The following is a 16563-nucleotide window of genomic DNA, read 5'->3' on the forward strand; positions in this document are numbered from 1 at the left end:
TAAATCAGTGCCGTCTTTAGTATGATGTATACCCTATGGATTTCAAGATGCATCGCGACGGCAAGGGAGTGAATCCCCGGGAGCATAGAGAACTATGTGACCGGGGTGAGCGAGTGCAACCAACAAAGAGGCAGCTTGAAAAATAACGGGTATAAAAATTATTTCAACATGTGACGAATAACATAGTGCAAAATACCACCGTGGTGGAAATAATCTAATTCAGTTCTGGTATCAATACGACACTGAGCATTAATGATTTCCTGACGCCCATCCGAATAAGTCACTTTCACCGGAACAATCTGTCCCGGCTTGAGGTCATTCATCCCTTCAATATCAATTGTCTCATCACCTCGCAGATTTAATGTCTTACGATTTACGCCCTGAGAAAATTCCAATGGCAATACCCCCATACCAATCAGGTTCGAACGGTGAATACGCTCAAATGATTCCGCAATCACCACCCTAACCCCCAATAACCGAGTCCCCTTCGCTGCCCAGTCGCGGCTCGAACCAGAACCATATTCTTTGCCTGCAATGATAGCCAATGGTGTTTTTTCTTCCTGATAACGCATAGCTGCATCATAAATCGCTAATTGTGTCTGTGATGGAATATGGCGGGTATATCCTCCTTCGATACCAGAAATCATCTCATTACGGATACGGATATTAGCAAACGTTCCACGCATCATGACTTCATGATTACCGCGCCTTGAGCCGTAGGAGTTAAAATCCTTAGGTTCAACCCCATGTTCTTGAAGATAACGCCCTGCCGGGCTGTCAGCTTTGATATTCCCCGCCGGAGAAATATGGTCTGTGGTTACAGAATCCCCAAGAATAGCCAATATATTCGCGCCGTGAATATCCGTTATCGCTTCAGGTTCTGCTGTCATTTCACTAAAGAACGGTGGGTGGCGAATATAAGTAGAATCAAGCTGGAAGTGATAAGTTGCAGAACTCGCAACATCCAGCGACTGCCATGTTTCATCACCATCAAAGACTTCCGCATACTCTTTGTGAAACATATCAGCCTTAATTTGATCAACCGCTTTAGCAATTTCTTTGCTATCAGGCCAGATATCCTTCAAATAGACATCATTGCCTTGTTGATCCTGACCAAGAGGATCTTTAGTCAAATCCTTTTTCATGTTGCCGGATAAAGCATACGCCACGACTAACGGCGGCGACGCTAGCCAGTTAGTTTTTATCAGAGGATGGATACGGCCTTCAAAGTTTCGGTTGCCAGAAAGGACCGCACCGACGGTAAGATCAGCTTGCTTAATCGCCGCTTCAATAGATTCATGCAGTGGCCCAGAGTTACCAATGCAAGTTGTACAACCATAACCTACCAGATTGAAGCCCAGTTGCTCCAGATACGGCATCAAGCCAGCCAGTTCAAGGTAATCCGTCACCACTTTCGAGCCTGGCGCCAGTGAGGTTTTCACCCACGGTTGGCGTTTAAGCCCCTTCTCAACCGCTTTTTTCGCCAACAACCCCGCGGCCATCAGCACAGTGGGATTAGATGTGTTGGTACAGGAAGTAATCGCAGCAATGACAACAGCCCCCTCTTCTAACTCATACTTCTGGTTATCCAGATTAACTGGCGCTGAGATGGCTTTCCCCTGGGATTTATTCATTTCCAGATCAACGGATGATTGAAATACTTGAGGTACTCGCGCTAAAGCCACCCTGTCTTGTGGACGTTTCGGTCCAGCGAGGCTCGCTTCCACTGTCGACATGTCCAGCTCAAGACTACTGGTAAATACCGGTTCATCACCGGGATTTCGCCATAATCCTTGGATCTTACAATAAGCTTCTACTAGCTCAATCTGCTGTTCTGTACGCCCTGTCAATCGCATATAGCTCAGGGTAATATCATCTACCGGGAAGAAACCGCAAGTTGCACCATATTCCGGTGACATATTGGCAATGGTTGCCCTGTCTGCCAGCGGCAAATCAGCTAACCCATCCCCATAAAATTCAACAAATTTCCCGACCACACCATGGGCACGCAGCATCTGAGTCACTGTCAGTACAAGGTCTGTTGCAGTAATCCCTTCGCGTAACTTGCCGGTAAGTTTAAAACCCACCACATCAGGAATAAGCATGGAAACAGGTTGTCCTAACATGGCCGCTTCAGCTTCAATACCGCCCACCCCCCATCCTAAAACACCGAGACCATTGATCATGGTGGTATGAGAATCGGTACCAACCAAGGTATCAGGATAAGCCAACTCTCGTCCGTTATGCATTTCATGCCAAACCGTTTTACCCAGGTATTCCAGGTTTACCTGATGGCAAATCCCGGTTCCGGGCGGGACAACACGAAAACGGTTAAAAGCTTTTTGCCCCCAACGCAGAAAGAGATAACGCTCGTAGTTACGTTCCATTTCTAATTGAACATTTTGTTCAAAGGCTTTTTCCGTGCCGAATTTATCCACCATAACTGAATGGTCAATAACCAAATCAACGGGTGATAGTGGATTAACTTGTTCAACATTACCACCAAGGCGCTGAACCGCTTCTCTCATGGCCGCTAAATCAACAACGGCAGGCACCCCGGTGAAATCCTGCATTAATACACGTGCCGGCCGGTAAGCAATTTCTCTGTCTGCATGGCCGGTATTTTGCCAATCAACAATTGCTTTCAAATCATCATCAACAACAGAATTGCCATCGATATTGCGAAGAAGATTTTCCAGAAGAACTTTCAGTGATTTGGGCAAACGGGAAATATCACCCAAATGTTTAGCAACCAGTGGTAAGCTGTAATAATCATATTGTTTACTTACAGCGGAAAGTGTTGAAACACAAACTTTTTTTAAATCAAACGACATAACTCCTCCTTCTTCTTATACTGGCATAACTCAAAACCACCTTAGTGCCTAGCCGTTAATGATAATGGCACAAATTAAACATAACATATAAGCAAATATTTGTTTCTCATTACCGCACAATGAATCAATTCAGTGTAACTATCAGAATTTCAGTAATAAATTTTGATAATTTAGTCGAGTAAACAATCGAATGATAATCAGCTAGAATTAACCCGCTAACAATTCAATTGGATTCAAATTATCAATAAAAAAACAAGGACAAAATAATGGATATAAAAAACGAAATTACGAATAATCAGCAACATATCGCAAAAATCAATGAAGCTAATACGTTCTTTCACATCAACGACACTTATTTTAATATAGAAAATACCAATAAATATAATGAAAAGGATGGCTTAGTTCAGTTCATCATAGCCAAACAATTATCTGATAAACCAGAAGTTATAGAGAAAACAAACAACCTAAGTCAAACATTAATTGCACTCTCCTCCATTGCAACCAATTATGTCAATAAATACGCGGAAAAATATGGAGAGCAATATAAAACAGATATGGATTTTTGGACGAAAGTCGTTAACAAATTACCTCTAATGGGTACCAGCAAAGTTGAATCCAAAAATTACACCGATTCATTAAATGGTTTAAGCATTTCAAAAAGTTTCCTTAATTTTATCATGAATGTTGTTGTATTCGAAAATACGGATATGCTGCCAGATTTCGCTAATTTTCTTACCAAGCAAGGCGAAACGATTCGTTTAGGCATACGGAAAAATAAAGGCTTTTATTCTACAGTGACACTGACGATTGCCATCGATACGTTGATTGTAGGAGAGAAGACAGTATATATTCCGAAACTAAAACTCTATCGAGTTAATTTTGATAGCACCAATTCAAACTTTTTATCAAGCTGTGCTTCTAATGAAAATATCAATATTGATTTTGAGTATTCATCCTTAATATCGGTCTTAGACTATGAAGCACTCGAACATCCTGAGATTAAAACCAGTTTTGATAATTTCATTAACAAGCAAAGAAAAACATCAATAGAAGATTCTGATGATTTCTTCAGTGGTGAGTTTGAACCGATCTGATAAGCAAAATTAGGGAGCTAATCGCAACATTAGCTCCCTAATTATTTCATTATACGATTGGTAATTTGATATCTTTGAACATGACTTCGATATCTTCATTTGAGCGTAAAGCAACTGCCTGATCAATAACATCACGTGTCAGGTGAGGCGCAAAACGCCACATAAAATCATACATGTAGCTGCGCAAGAAACTACTGCGACGAAAACCAATCTTAGTTGTGCTGTAGCTGAATTTATCACGCATATCAATGCAAACAAGGTCATTATCCTGCACCGGATCAACCGCCATGTTGGCAATAACCCCCACACCTAATCCTAACCGGACATAAGTTTTAATGACATCAGCATCCGTCGCAGTGAAAACAATTTTAGGCTTTAAGCCCACTTTATCGAATGCGACATCTAACTCAGAACGACCGGTAAAACCAAATGTATAAGTGACCAGTTGATATTCAGCCAGTTCTTCAATTGAAACACTCTCTTTACCTGCCAGCGGGTGATCCGACGTGACCACCAGCGTCCTGTTCCAATGGTAACAAGGCAACATTATCAAGTCTTCATATAAATGCAGTGCCTCAGTTGCAATAGCAAAATCAGCACTACCCTTACTGACAGCTTCAGCAATTTGTGTTGGCGACCCCTGATGCATGTGTAAAGAGACCTGCGGATAACGTTCAATAAAGCCTTTAATCACAGGAGGTAATGCATAACGGGCCTGTGTATGAGTAGTAGCAATATATAGCGAACCACGATTCGGATAAGTATGTTCACTAGCAACTGACCGTATTGCATCAATCTTAGATAATACTTCACGAGAAATTCGGACAACCTCTTCACCTGCGGGAGTAACATGCGTCAGGTGTTTACCACTACGGGAAAAAATCTGAATACCTAATTCATCTTCAAGCATTCTGACCTGCTTACTGATCCCGGGTTGAGAGGTATACAGTCCTTCTGCCGTAGATGAAACATTGAGGTTGTGGTTTACCACCTCCACGATGTAACGAAGCTGTTGCAATTTCATATAAACACCATCCCAAAATAAACGCTGTGAACAATTATGACTTAGAAATCTGGACTGATATTGCTGTTTGCTATTTATTATAACGAATAGAAATAATATTGTTGTCGCATATAACCACTATAACACGATTATATATTTATATAACGAATAATTAAAAATTCATAATGAATGTTTAACCGGATTCTAATTCATATATTTTAAGATAATGCCAATAGGCGAAAAAAGCCAACCTATAAGGTTGGCTTAATAGAAGAAAATAATCCCTTTTCTGAGAAAAAGAGAGTATTGATTCTGTCAGAAATTGTTACTTTTTGTCTTTCTCAACCCATTTCCCATCAACATAAAACACACTCCACCCCGTTGCCTTGCCATTTTTCTCTGAAGAAGCATATTGCTGTTTAGTCTTACGGCTAAAACGGATAACTGCTTTATTACCTTCAGCATCCGCCACAGGCGCATCAGCCAGATAGCGTAATTTCTCCGGCAAACGTTCTTTAAAACGCGCTAACTCTTCTACCAACGGCGCTCTGGTTTCTCTGGATTTAGGGAAAGTATTTGCTGCTAAAAATACACCGGCTGCACCATCACGCAATACAAAATAGGCATCAGATTTTTCACAAGGAAGCTCTGGTAGCGGAACCGGATCCTCTTTTGGTGGCGCGACTTCTCCACTGCGCAAGATTTTGCGGGTATTTTTACAAGTTTCATTGGTGCAGCCCATGTATTTACCAAAACGCCCCATTTTCAAGTGCATTTCAGCGCCACATTTATCACATTCGATAACAGGACCGTCATATCCCTTAATACGAAATTCACCCTCTTCCACTTTGTAGCCATCACAAGCCGGGTTATTACCACAAACATGTAACTTACGTTGGCTATCAATAAGGTAACTGTCCATCGCTGTACCACATTTTTTACAGCGACGACGGGCGCGCAATGCGTTTGTTTCCGCCTCATCCCCTTCCAAGACATTAAGAATCTCATTTTCAGGGATAAGGTTTATCGTCTGCTTACAACGCTCTTTAGGTGATAACGCATAACCAGAACAACCCAAGAAAACACCCGTGGTTGCCGTTCGAATGCCCATAGAGCGCTGACATGTCGGGCACTCAATAGAGGTAATTACCATCGGATTAGGCCGCATACCGCCATCTTCCGGCTCTTTATTGGCGACGTCTAGCTGTTCACTAAAATCTGTGAAAAACTCATCCAGAATCCCTTTCCATTCGGCTTTGTTACTTGCAACCTGATCAAGCTGATCTTCCATTCGCGCAGTAAAATCATAACTCATCAGCTCGTTGAAATTTTCTTCCAGACGATCAGTAACAATTTCTCCCATTTTCTCCGAGTAAAAACGGCGACTCTCCACGCGAACATAACCACGCTCCTGAATCGTGGAGATAATGGAAGCATAAGTGGATGGGCGACCAATACTGCGTTTCTCCAGCTCTTTAACCAGGGATGCCTCACTGTAACGTGCCGGTGGTTTGGTGAAATGCTGGCTTGGGATCAGTTGTTGCAAATCAAGTTCTATACCAATTTCAACAACCGGCAACGTGTGGTCTTCATCACCTTTGCGTAACACAGGCATCACTTTTGTCCAGCCATCAAAACGCAGTGTACGACCTTTGGCCCGCAATTCAAAATCACCCGCCTGTACCATCAATGTTGTGGAATCGTATTTCGCCGGTGTCATCTGACAAGCCACAAACTGACGCCAGATTAGCTGATACAGCTTCTGTGCATCAGCATCCATATCTTTCAGTTGCTCTGCCATGATATCAACACTGGAAGGACGAATCGCTTCATGCGCTTCCTGTGAATTCTCTTTACTGCTGTAAGTATTGGCTGCTTTTGGCAGGTATTTATCGCCAAAATTATCACTGATATAACCACGAACCATATCCAGCGCATCCTGACTCAAGTTAGTTGAATCAGTACGCATATAAGTAATATATCCGGCCTCATACAAACGCTGAGCCATCATCATGGTCTTTTTAACACCAAACCCTAAACGCGTGCTGGCCGCCTGTTGCAATGTAGATGTGATAAACGGCGCACTCGGTTTACTGGAGGTTGGACGATCTTCACGATCGATCACTTTGTAACGGGCTTTTTCCAGTAAAGAGACGGCGGCTTGAGTTTGTTCACTATTAACCGGCTTAAACGGTTTACCCTGCTGATGGGTCACTTCCATATGCAGTGAAATTTCGCCTTTCGCCAGCAAATCAGCATGTAATTGCCAATATTCTACCGGTACAAACGCTTTAATTTCACGCTCTCTTTCTACTACAAGGCGTACCGCCACCGATTGCACACGACCGGCAGATAGCCCTCTAGCCACCTTTTTCCACAGTAGCGGAGAAACCATATAACCCACGACTCGATCCATAAAACGGCGAGCTTGTTGAGCATTTATCCGGTGAATATTTAATTCACCCGGATTATCAAATGCCTGTTTGATGGCATTTTTAGTGATTTCATTAAAAACAACCCGGCTAAAACGATCGCCATCACCGCCAATCACTTCCCGCAAGTGCCATGCAATGGCTTCTCCCTCTCGGTCAAGATCCGTTGCGAGATAAACATGATCAACTTTTTCAGCCAGTGATTTTAGCTCTGCCACGACCTTCTCTTTGCCCGGCAAAATCTGATAATTCGCTTCCCAACCACGGTATGGATCAACGCCCATACGGTTGACTAATGCAGCTTTCTCATCTTTTTTAACCTTCTTCTTAGACTTATCGGTAGATGAGCTCGAACTCTTTTGGCTGGCTGAGCCGCTGGTCGGCAAATCACGGATATGACCAACGCTGGATTTCACCACGTAGTCACTCCCCAAATATTTGTTGATTGTTTTGGCCTTTGCCGGGGACTCCACTATTACAAGAGCTTTACCCATAGTTATCTTTACCTAATTATCTTTTCAGATGGTGGAATTCACTGCGCCATATCACGGTATTTAAAACCTCTTTTTATATTGCGATAGATTCTCAATATATCAACTTATTTTTATTCAGTTGATTTTCCCAAACTCGAAACATATTGAATTATCTAAGGTATTTTAGATACCGCCCATGATCTATGCAAATGAATGAAGCGATCACCGTAAACAAAATCTTCCATCTGCATGATGAAAAGTTCACACTCTACCTGATAAAAAATGATGCGCAACAAATTATTTTTGATTAAGGATAGAAAAAGGTAGAACAGAACAACACCGATTAAAGGTGAACAATGACTAAAAAAAGCCAGCGATATTATCCGCCAACGTGAAGATTTTATTCATGGCATGTATATAAGTAGCGTAAAGCAAAAAGGAAATGTATTAGTATTAATGGTGAATTTTTTCTAAGGGAAAATGGTTTACCCACAGTAAAAAGTACTGCTATTTTCAATATGTTCAAACACCTGACGCATATCCTGTCGAAACAATATTATCTCGAAAATTAATAACAAAAATTTATTGAGCAACGAATAGGCAGATATATAAAAACGATATAAAAATATATCTGCCGGGTATAAAACAGCTCTGACAGTAAACTACAAGTATTAATTACATTTCTAAGGTGAGATCAGAGAAAAAACCCGCCATCAAACGATTAAACAGCTCTGGTGCTTCCCAAAATGGCCCATGTCCCAAGTTGAGCAAGTTATACACCTGACCAGTCCAGAGATTTTTGTAGGTTATCCCGTTAATGTAATCAATATTAACGAATAAATCTTCTGCGCCATTAACGATAGCCAGTGGCGTTGGGTTTGTTTCAACCAATAACCGTTGATCCATAACGTCCGGTGAAACCGACGCTTCAGACATATACTGCCGGGCCAAACCATCGGTCCGCGCCACTGCGGATCTCAAAAATGGCTCACAAAGTGCGTTTTCTCCATACAACGCCAGGGTATAATCCGTAATCTCCTCTTCTGTCAGCGAAGCCTTACCCGATATTGCCATAAACCGGCTTGGTTTAAATCCAAGACTGACATTCTCTGCGCCTGGACTAACCGGCGGCGTGCCACAAATCATTAGCCCAACAATCCCTGGGAATCGCGGGATCAGCTCTAAACCGATATGTCCCCCCAGTGACCATCCGAAAACAGCAACTTTATCGATGCCTAATTTTTCCAGTACTTCGATGATGCAAAGTGCATAACCAGGTATCGAATAGGTCCGGCGAGGGTCCACTGCATTTGATGAAGCACCGTGCCCTGGTAAATCAATCGCTAAAATCCGGTATTCGTCACCAAAACAGTTAATTTGATGGCGAAAAACGTCTTTGCAACTCGAATTACCGTGTATAAGGAGGACCGGTAACCCATCACCTCCCGTATCAGCAACAGAGATGACAGCATGACTGGTATGAATATCGTATTGTGAAATAGCCATAATACTTTATTTCCTTATGAATATTATTGTAAGTTGCCATTCTTCGGGAATTTTCATAATGCGTTTAAAGACGCCAATAACGCTGTGCAAAAGTGACTTGTATTTATTTGAAAATCAGCCAGACAGAACACATAAACGCAAAGCCAGAGTATCAACTATTGGTGTAGAAAAGCCTGCGGCTCATCACAAGCAGGAAGGGGGATGTAAAGCAAATTATGTAACACCTGTAATATTTTAACAGGGCCAAAATACCTGGCTTTTCAGGGGAATAACATCGTGAGAATAAGCGCCACTCTATTCAATTAGCACTACAATTAAGCAATATATCAAGGTACCCCTGAACGTCGAAATAGAACGCCTTGGGGTACGCCAAGATAATTGATTCAAAATAGCGGAATTTTAATTAAAGCAGAGGCTTCTCCCCTCTTTGCCACCAGCGCAATAATAGTTTATCAATACTTTCCATTGCATTGCCGGTGAAACGCTCTACCATGCGTTTACGGCGTGTATAACTGACACCAATAACTTCACAGTTATCTATTTGAGCAATCAACAGATCATCGCTGACACCAATTTCGTCAATCAATCCCTTCTCTTTCGCCTGTGAGCCGTACCAGTATTCGCCTGTCGCCACACTTTCCACGTCAAGTGATGGGCGATGAGTATGAATAAACGATTTGAATAGTTCGTGAGTCTGATTCAGATCTTCCTGAAACTTTTTCCGACCCTGCTCTGTATTTTCCCCCAACACAGTCAGTGTACGTTTATATTCACCAGCCGTATGGAGTTCCACATCAATATCATTTTTCTTCAATAACTTATGAATGTTCGGAATCTGAGCGACCACGCCAATAGAACCAATGATGGCAAAGGGTGCAGCAACTACACGATCAGCAACACAAGCCATCATATAGCCCCCACTGGCAGCAACTTTATCTACGACGATAGTCAAGCGAATCCCTTTCTGACGCAAACGGGCAAGCTGAGAAGCCGCCAATCCATAGCCATGCACCATTCCTCCAGGACTTTCCAGACGTAACAACACTTCATCTTTTGCATCTGCCACGGCCAGAATTGCGCTAATCTCTTCACGTAATGAATCGACTTCATGTGCATCCATACTTCCTTTAAAATCCAGCACATAAAGACAAGGTTTCTGTAACCCTTTATGACCTGCCTTAGCGTCACTTTTCTTCTGCTTGGATTCGAGCTTTTGTTGCTTATTAAACGCTTTCTGCCAGATTTTTCCTTCCGCTTCCGTCATGCGTGCCCGCTGCATTTGACGCTGTTTATCCCGATATGATTCACCAAGGTCGGTGAGTTTCAGTTCTCCTTTTAGCGAGGATTTCCGCATTCCCATGCCAATACCGAATATTGCCAAAGCAATAACAGCCAACACCAATGTAACTACTTTGGCTAAAAACAACCCGTAAAGAGATAAGTACTCCACAAAATCCACCTTTTGTTTCTTAGACTATGAATTTACAATAAATGCATTTAATTTTTTTCATTTAAAAACAATATATTATAATTAATTCGCATTCAATAAATACGAATATGTACAAATAAAAACGTCCAGTATATCGGCCTCAGTAGCTAATTCTACACCATTAGATAGAGAAATGGGGGACCAGTTCAAAAATGAGGGATTAGATTGCAGAATCACAAAAACCCGGCGTTTCAACCAAGCACTATGACTGTTACCACTACTTGACTGTTACAACTATCTGAAAGAGAAGCAGGAAATTATCGAACAATGGGAAAAGAGATCGTTATCGCTACATACCCGTTATCCTTCAAGTTGCCTCTTTGTTGGCTGCACTCGCTCACCCCGGTCACATCGTTACCTATGCTCCCGGGGATTCTCTCCCTTGCCGTCGCGATGCATCTTGAAATCCATAGGGTATACCCCAAACTTCATTAATGAGAGAAAAAGACTATGATATTCATTTTATTAAATGTAGTAAAATTGACTGTTTTCTTTATATTATTTTCAATATTTAGTTATTTTTTTATTTCAGGAAAAAACGTAAAAAAACAGTAATATCATCGGTGTTATCTGCTGTTGTTTTTATTCTAGTTGAGATTTTATCTCCAGCGCTGCTGCTCTGTTTTTTATATCTCTCTGAATTTTTTTATAATGCCGTGCATTAAATGCGCGGCATATTTAGTCCATAAATAATTCAGGTTGTCTTTAACTAAATAAAATCGTTACATAGCTCTTGTAATTTATTAATAACACGCCCCACATGGAAACCGTCACAAGCAGCATGATGAACCTGAATTGCCAAAGGCAACTGAGTTTGATTTCCCTTTTGGTAAAATTTTCCCATTGTAAATATGGGTGGAAAATAATCGATAAAACTTGCAATGTTCAAGTTAAATCCATCAAAACTTACCCACGGCACTGATGATATGTGAAAGTGATTTTCAGGTAGTTCTGGTTTAGAAAAAAAGCAAAGATCATCTTTATAGGTTTCATAATCATCAGAATAGTTTTTCATAAACTCGGACAGATCAGCATTGAACTCAGTCCAAGTCGCTGAGAATGTTTCTGTTTCCTTGTGAAAGATTGTATACGCAGGATTTACACCATCCCATACAATTAATTCTTCATCTTTTATAGCCATTCTGAACTCAGAATAAGAGTTCACAACTTTTGATATTAAATAAATCATGGTTGGATAGAATTTATATTGTTTTTCTACCAACGAAGATAACAAATGGGTAATATCAATTTTTGCTGTTAGACTAAATCCGCATTGCACAACATTACGGTAATGCAAGAAATGCTCTTTCCTATCCCAGAGATCTATATCAACCTTTGAGTAATTCATGTTTTCCCCTTCTAATGTAAAATTTAACAAATTGATTAAATTAGAAGGGCTGCTCTTTCTGTTTGTATTGGACTCATAATCACTCCGATATGAAATTGGATTAAATACTCAGTTTCTGACGAAGAAAAATTATACATTAGCTAAAAATAAATAACTACCAACACAGCAACTATGCTCCGTTTATCTCCTGAGCAATCAACCTTAGCAAATTTGACTCAATATATCACTTTCTGTTTTGATAGCCCGAACGGCCTCCGACGGTAACAAATCGCGCCATCAATAACAGGAAATCTTCAAATGTTACATTACCAACCAAGACATGACCTCCTACAACAACGTATTATTTTGGTGACAGGTGCTGGAGAGGGTATTGGCCGTGAAGCGGCTTTGACCTATGCCCGTTACGGTGCACAAGTGATCTTACTTGGCAGAACAACACACAAACTGGAAGCTGTCCAAAAAGAGATTGAACAAGCAGGTGGGGTCCCTGCAACTTTTTACACCATGGATCTGCTTACCGCCACAGCCGAAGAGTGTCAGGCATTCGCTGGCGATTTAGCGCAACATTATCCGCATCTGGATGGCGTATTGCATAATGCAGGATTACTGGGAGCTGTCGCACCGATGGCAGAGCAGCCAGTGCAATTATGGCATGATGTTATGCAAGTCAACGTCAATGCGACCTTTATGTTAACGCAAGCCTTATTACCACTATTATTGAAGTCACCTGACGGATCATTAATCTTTACCAGTTCGAGCGTTGGCCGCGAAGGTCGTTGTGGTTGGGGAGCCTATTCCGCCTCTAAATTTGCAACCGAAGGCATGATGCAAGTTTTAGCAGCAGAATATAAACACACTTCTCTACGCGTTAATTGTATTAATCCCGGCGGTACACGCACAAATATGCGCGCCCGCGCATTCCCTAACGAAAATTCTGCTAAACTGAAAACACCGGCAGATATTATGCCACTGTATCTTTATCTTATGGGCAGCGATAGTCTGCATAAAACAGGCATCAGTTTTGATGCCCAACCCGGACGCAAAGCAGGACCAGCCGAATAATGACAATCAATGACAACCAACATCAAAAAAGGCAACAACGCCTAAAAGAAAAAGTGGATTTTCGTATTGAAGCCGCCCAGTTAGAACGGGGTATTCTCATCGTTTTTACCGGCAATGGTAAAGGCAAAACCACTGCGGCATTTGGCACTGTAACCCGAGCGATAGGTCATGGATTTCGCGCCGGTGTGATCCAGTTTATCAAGGGGAAATGGGAGAATGGCGAGAAAAATCTGCTGGAACAGCATGGAGTGAATTTTCATGTTATGGCAACAGGTTTTACCTGGGAAACTCAAAGCCGGGAAACGGATACTGTAGCCTGCCAGCAGGTATGGCGCTATGCGTTAGAGATGTTATCTAATCCCGATTTGGATCTAGTTATCTTGGATGAACTGACTTATATGGTGAGTTATGGCTATCTTCCTCTGGAAGAAGTTATTACTGCGCTCAACCACCGACCGGAACACCAATCCGTTATTATCACCGGCCGGGGTTGTCATCGTGAATTATTGGAAATGGCAGATACCGTGACAGAGATGCGCCCGGTAAAACATGCCTTTGACGCCGGCATTAAAGCACAAAAAGGGATCGATTGGTAAAAAAGGCCCCGTTATAACACACGAGACCCAGAAAACTTAACGACCTTTTGGTGCGGTTGTTCGCCCCGCATTCTGGCGTGAACTGCCCGGACGTTTACCTGCCGATGGACGCGATGCGACTTGAGCATGGCGTTTAACCGCTCGGCGGATTTGGTTAGCTTTAAGACGGCGTTGATCACGCCCAACGGCCACTTTGGAAACCGTCTCTTCATTCAAATCCACTAATTGGCGTAAATAGTTAGTCTGCTCCAGACCCAATTCCGTCCATCCCCCGCGTGGTAAGCCTTTTGGCAAACTAATATCCCCATAACGCACACGAATAAGACGACTCACCTGTACACCAACTGCTTCCCAAAGACGACGAACTTCACGGTTACGTCCTTCTGTCAGCGTGACGTTATACCATTGATTCATCCCCTCTCCCCCCTTAAACGCGATAGTACGGAATGAAGCTGGACCATCTTCCAGTTGAATCCCTTTAGCCAGTTGTTTCAATTTGGCATCATCAACTTCACCAAAGACACGGACAGCATATTCGCGTTCAACTTCACGGCTTGGATGCATCAAGCGATTAGCCAGTTCACCATCCGTGGTAAATAGCAACAAACCACAGGTATTCACATCCAGACGCCCAACCGCTATCCAGCGGGAACCTAGCAATTTAGGCAGACGATCAAAAACCGTTGGCCGTCCTTCTGGATCATGACGAGTACAAAGCTCACCTTCTGGTTTGTAATAAGCCAAAACACGGCAAACCGCTTTTTGTGATTCTTTGATATTTAATACCCGACCATCGAGGCGGATTTTTGTGGCGGGCTGAACTTCAAGGCGATCACCTAAAGTCGCAATCTTACCGTCAACACTGACGCGCCCCTGTTGAATATAACCTTCTATTTCGCGGCGGGAACCGTGACCGGAACGCGCGAGAATTTTCTGTAACTTTTCAGATTTCTGTATCTTACCGCTCATTGAGCAACCTCTGTTGTCGCCTTCACAGGCGTCGTGTTATATATCAATCAATACGTTATGATAGAATTCAATCATAACAAACTGATTTTAATACATTTGATAGCATAGAATGCTAGAAAATAGCTCATACATTCTAATCCGTGGCCGAGCATTCTACACTAATTTCAGACACAATGATTCTAATCCAGCAATTCCCATCACACGAAAACTGAAAACATCATGGCTGGCGTAAGGTAACAATATCTCCATCCTTATCGCGATTTACCGACATTTAATATAACAGATTCCCCATTATCAGGATTAAAAAACCCAACACTGATCACATTTCATACTAGCCATTCTGACGGTCAATTAATTACACATTAGAATGATTAGATAATATAACTAAATGAAGTGACCGGCAGCGGACAATCTAACCTGCAAGGCCAATTGGAAATTTTCGGCTATAAAGCCAATGTGATGATTGCCAACCCCAACGACATTACTTGTGATGGCTATGGTTTTATCAATACTTCGAGTGCAACCCTGACCACGGGTAAACCTCAATTTGATAAACAGGGTGCGTTGGAAGCCTTAGAAGTTAAAACAGGCCAAATCACCCTTGGCGGTAAAGGATTAGATGGCAAGGCGACAGATTATGTCGATATTATCAGCCGGGCAACGGAATTAAATGGAAAAATTCAGGCGAATAACCTGTCCCTGACGCAAGGCGCTAACCGAATCAGCTTAAAAGATGGCACAGTTAAACCTATACCAAAATAGATTTCATTACCGCCGCCTAAATTCTCATAGCTTCTATGCAATTTCGCAAATGCTTTTTCAATCAGGTAATACCAAAATTCATTTTTATTTTCCATAGCAGAAAAACTAATTCTTGGCAGATCATCGCCAATCAATAAATAACCCATTGTCGATTGATTGATGATTCTGATCGAATAAACCCCCGTTGGGTTATAAACCAGCGGATAGATAGCAGAAAATAACAAATTATGCCCTTCAGGATGGGATGCAATTGCCCCAATGGTGCTAACAAAGCCGCAATTACCAAGATAAAGCTGGCCCATATCGATCATCTCTATCCCTTTAATAAACATGTTAGGGGATTCAATAAAATCTTTAATACGGTTATGCTTATCAACTCCCCCGCTTTGCCATTGCTCAGGAGGATATGAATCATCCAATAAATAACCATTCTTCTCTGATAACTCTTTAATTAAGGCCAATACCGGATCTTTTGCATATAACGTGACGCCTTTAAAGTCAAAAGGTTCACAAGCAGCCAGAATATCATTTAATTCACTTAATTTTACCGCTTTATCAGGATCTCCGCTCAATGCTTCTTGCACTGATTTTTCAGCATATGCGTCACGTCCACATGCGATTAAATCTCTATCTGGTGATTTCTGCCATGTATGAACATTAGCGACATCAACTGGTTTATCGGAGAAATTAATAACTGACATTTTCAATATCCCTTGATTTTATAATGGATGGATAACCTTACGCTGTTATTTATATTAAATATCCAGCCCAAAGATTTTTACCTAATAATATAATTAAATAATTAGCAAATAAACTTACCTTGGGTAAGGTAAATATTTCCTTATCACGTTATTAAAATCAACTTAATTAACCTGAGTTCTGGTTAAGCCGTCACTAATATGTCCATTTCTGAGCGGGAGATATTCAGTGACGGTTTGTTCTCTTTGAAACAATAAGCGATTAGCCCTCCTAACACATTCAACATGAATCCCTGT

12 protein-coding genes and 3 pseudogenes are annotated in these 16563 nt (G+C 41.7%); 6 read left to right on the top strand and 9 right to left on the bottom strand.

What is annotated here, in order from left to right:
• Positions 1-158: 158 nt before the first annotated feature.
• Positions 159-2834 (bottom strand): aconitate hydratase AcnA, encoded by a 2676-nt coding sequence (gene acnA / locus AACQ83_RS20395; protein WP_112879397.1) that lies wholly within the window; start codon positions 2832-2834, stop codon positions 159-161.
• A gap of 266 nt (positions 2835-3100) precedes the next feature.
• Here acnA and AACQ83_RS20400 point away from each other — a divergent pair, with 266 nt between their 5' ends.
• Positions 3101-3928 (top strand): hypothetical protein, encoded by an 828-nt coding sequence (locus AACQ83_RS20400; protein ID WP_112879398.1) that lies wholly within the window; start codon positions 3101-3103, stop codon positions 3926-3928.
• A gap of 49 nt (positions 3929-3977) precedes the next feature.
• On the opposite strand, the gene cysB is transcribed toward AACQ83_RS20400, so the two are convergent.
• Both cysB and topA read right to left on the bottom strand, forming a co-directional pair.
• Positions 3978-4952 carry an HTH-type transcriptional regulator CysB gene (cysB, locus tag AACQ83_RS20405; protein WP_112879399.1) on the bottom strand — a complete coding sequence of 325 codons (975 nt, stop codon included), beginning with the start codon at positions 4950-4952 and terminating at the stop codon, positions 3978-3980.
• Between the two features lie 304 nt (positions 4953-5256).
• A complete protein-coding gene (gene topA, locus AACQ83_RS20410; RefSeq protein WP_112879400.1) occupies positions 5257-7857 on the bottom strand; it encodes a type I DNA topoisomerase in 2601 nt (866 codons plus the stop codon).
• Positions 7858-8208: 351 nt separating this feature from the next.
• Here topA and AACQ83_RS20415 point away from each other — a divergent pair.
• Positions 8209-8408: pseudogene (locus tag AACQ83_RS20415) on the top strand (DUF2498 family protein); the annotation flags it as partial.
• A 103-nt stretch (positions 8409-8511) separates the two neighbouring features.
• On the opposite strand, the gene AACQ83_RS20420 reads toward AACQ83_RS20415, so the two are convergent.
• Entirely contained in the window at positions 8512-9342 is an 831-nt protein-coding gene (locus AACQ83_RS20420) for an alpha/beta fold hydrolase (RefSeq protein ID WP_112879401.1), read from the bottom strand.
• Positions 9343-9400: 58 nt separating this feature from the next.
• Between AACQ83_RS20420 and AACQ83_RS20425 the strand changes: the two genes are divergently transcribed.
• Entirely contained in the window at positions 9401-9580 is a 180-nt protein-coding gene (locus AACQ83_RS20425) for a hypothetical protein (RefSeq protein ID WP_146747924.1), read from the top strand.
• A gap of 165 nt (positions 9581-9745) precedes the next feature.
• Here the strand turns inward: AACQ83_RS20425 and sohB are convergent, their stop codons facing one another.
• Both sohB and catA read right to left on the bottom strand, forming a co-directional pair.
• Entirely contained in the window at positions 9746-10792 is a 1047-nt protein-coding gene (sohB, locus tag AACQ83_RS20430; protein ID WP_112879402.1) for a protease SohB, read from the bottom strand.
• Positions 10793-11540: 748 nt separating this feature from the next.
• Complete coding sequence (gene catA / locus AACQ83_RS20435; RefSeq protein WP_112879403.1) at positions 11541-12179, bottom strand: type A chloramphenicol O-acetyltransferase; 639 nt, start codon at positions 12177-12179, stop codon at positions 11541-11543.
• A 297-nt stretch (positions 12180-12476) separates the two neighbouring features.
• Between catA and AACQ83_RS20440 the strand changes: the two genes are divergently transcribed.
• Both AACQ83_RS20440 and cobO read left to right on the top strand, forming a co-directional pair.
• Positions 12477-13241 carry a YciK family oxidoreductase gene (locus tag AACQ83_RS20440; protein WP_112879404.1) on the top strand — a complete coding sequence of 255 codons (765 nt, stop codon included), beginning with the start codon at positions 12477-12479 and terminating at the stop codon, positions 13239-13241.
• Positions 13241-13837, top strand: coding sequence for a cob(I)yrinic acid a,c-diamide adenosyltransferase (gene cobO, locus AACQ83_RS20445; RefSeq protein ID WP_370446080.1), 597 nt, complete (start codon positions 13241-13243; stop codon positions 13835-13837). The genes AACQ83_RS20440 and cobO overlap by 1 nt, the downstream gene beginning before the upstream one ends.
• Before the next feature lie 36 nt (positions 13838-13873).
• On the opposite strand, the gene rluB is transcribed toward cobO, so the two are convergent.
• The gene (rluB, locus tag AACQ83_RS20450) at positions 13874-14806 is read right to left on the bottom strand and encodes a 23S rRNA pseudouridine(2605) synthase RluB (RefSeq protein WP_112879405.1); all 933 of its coding nucleotides are present in this window, start codon (positions 14804-14806) and stop codon (positions 13874-13876) included.
• Between the two features lie 384 nt (positions 14807-15190).
• Here rluB and AACQ83_RS20455 point away from each other — a divergent pair.
• A pseudogene (locus AACQ83_RS20455) lies at positions 15191-15559 on the top strand (two-partner secretion domain-containing protein); the annotation flags it as partial.
• Here AACQ83_RS20455 and AACQ83_RS20460 read toward each other — a convergent pair.
• A complete protein-coding gene (locus tag AACQ83_RS20460; RefSeq protein WP_255566993.1) occupies positions 15487-16269 on the bottom strand; it encodes a C2 family cysteine protease in 783 nt (260 codons plus the stop codon). The pseudogene AACQ83_RS20455 and the gene AACQ83_RS20460 overlap by 73 nt on opposite strands.
• Positions 16270-16451: 182 nt before the next feature.
• Positions 16452-16563 (bottom strand): annotated as a pseudogene (locus AACQ83_RS20465) (IS982 family transposase); the annotation flags it as partial.

It is taken from the genome of Photorhabdus sp. S10-54 (assembly GCF_963878145.1).
GTDB lineage: Bacteria > Pseudomonadota > Gammaproteobacteria > Enterobacterales > Enterobacteriaceae > Photorhabdus > Photorhabdus kayaii.

Excerpts from the sequence above, each read along its gene's own strand:
- acnA (WP_112879397.1), bottom strand. The coding sequence starts at position 2,834 with ATGTCGTTTGATTTAAAAAAAGTTTGTGTTTCAACACTTTCCGCTGTA.
- topA (WP_112879400.1), bottom strand. The coding sequence starts at position 7,857 with ATGGGTAAAGCTCTTGTAATAGTGGAGTCCCCGGCAAAGGCCAAAACA.
- rluB (WP_112879405.1), bottom strand. The coding sequence starts at position 14,806 with ATGAGCGGTAAGATACAGAAATCTGAAAAGTTACAGAAAATTCTCGCG.
- cobO (WP_370446080.1), top strand. The coding sequence starts at position 13,241 with ATGACAATCAATGACAACCAACATCAAAAAAGGCAACAACGCCTAAAA.
- AACQ83_RS20425 (WP_146747924.1), top strand. The coding sequence starts at position 9,401 with ATGCGTTTAAAGACGCCAATAACGCTGTGCAAAAGTGACTTGTATTTA.
- cysB (WP_112879399.1), bottom strand. The coding sequence starts at position 4,952 with ATGAAATTGCAACAGCTTCGTTACATCGTGGAGGTGGTAAACCACAAC.
- AACQ83_RS20400 (WP_112879398.1), top strand. The coding sequence starts at position 3,101 with ATGGATATAAAAAACGAAATTACGAATAATCAGCAACATATCGCAAAA.
- catA (WP_112879403.1), bottom strand. The coding sequence starts at position 12,179 with ATGAATTACTCAAAGGTTGATATAGATCTCTGGGATAGGAAAGAGCAT.
- AACQ83_RS20440 (WP_112879404.1), top strand. The coding sequence starts at position 12,477 with ATGTTACATTACCAACCAAGACATGACCTCCTACAACAACGTATTATT.
- AACQ83_RS20460 (WP_255566993.1), bottom strand. The coding sequence starts at position 16,269 with ATGTCAGTTATTAATTTCTCCGATAAACCAGTTGATGTCGCTAATGTT.
- AACQ83_RS20420 (WP_112879401.1), bottom strand. The coding sequence starts at position 9,342 with ATGGCTATTTCACAATACGATATTCATACCAGTCATGCTGTCATCTCT.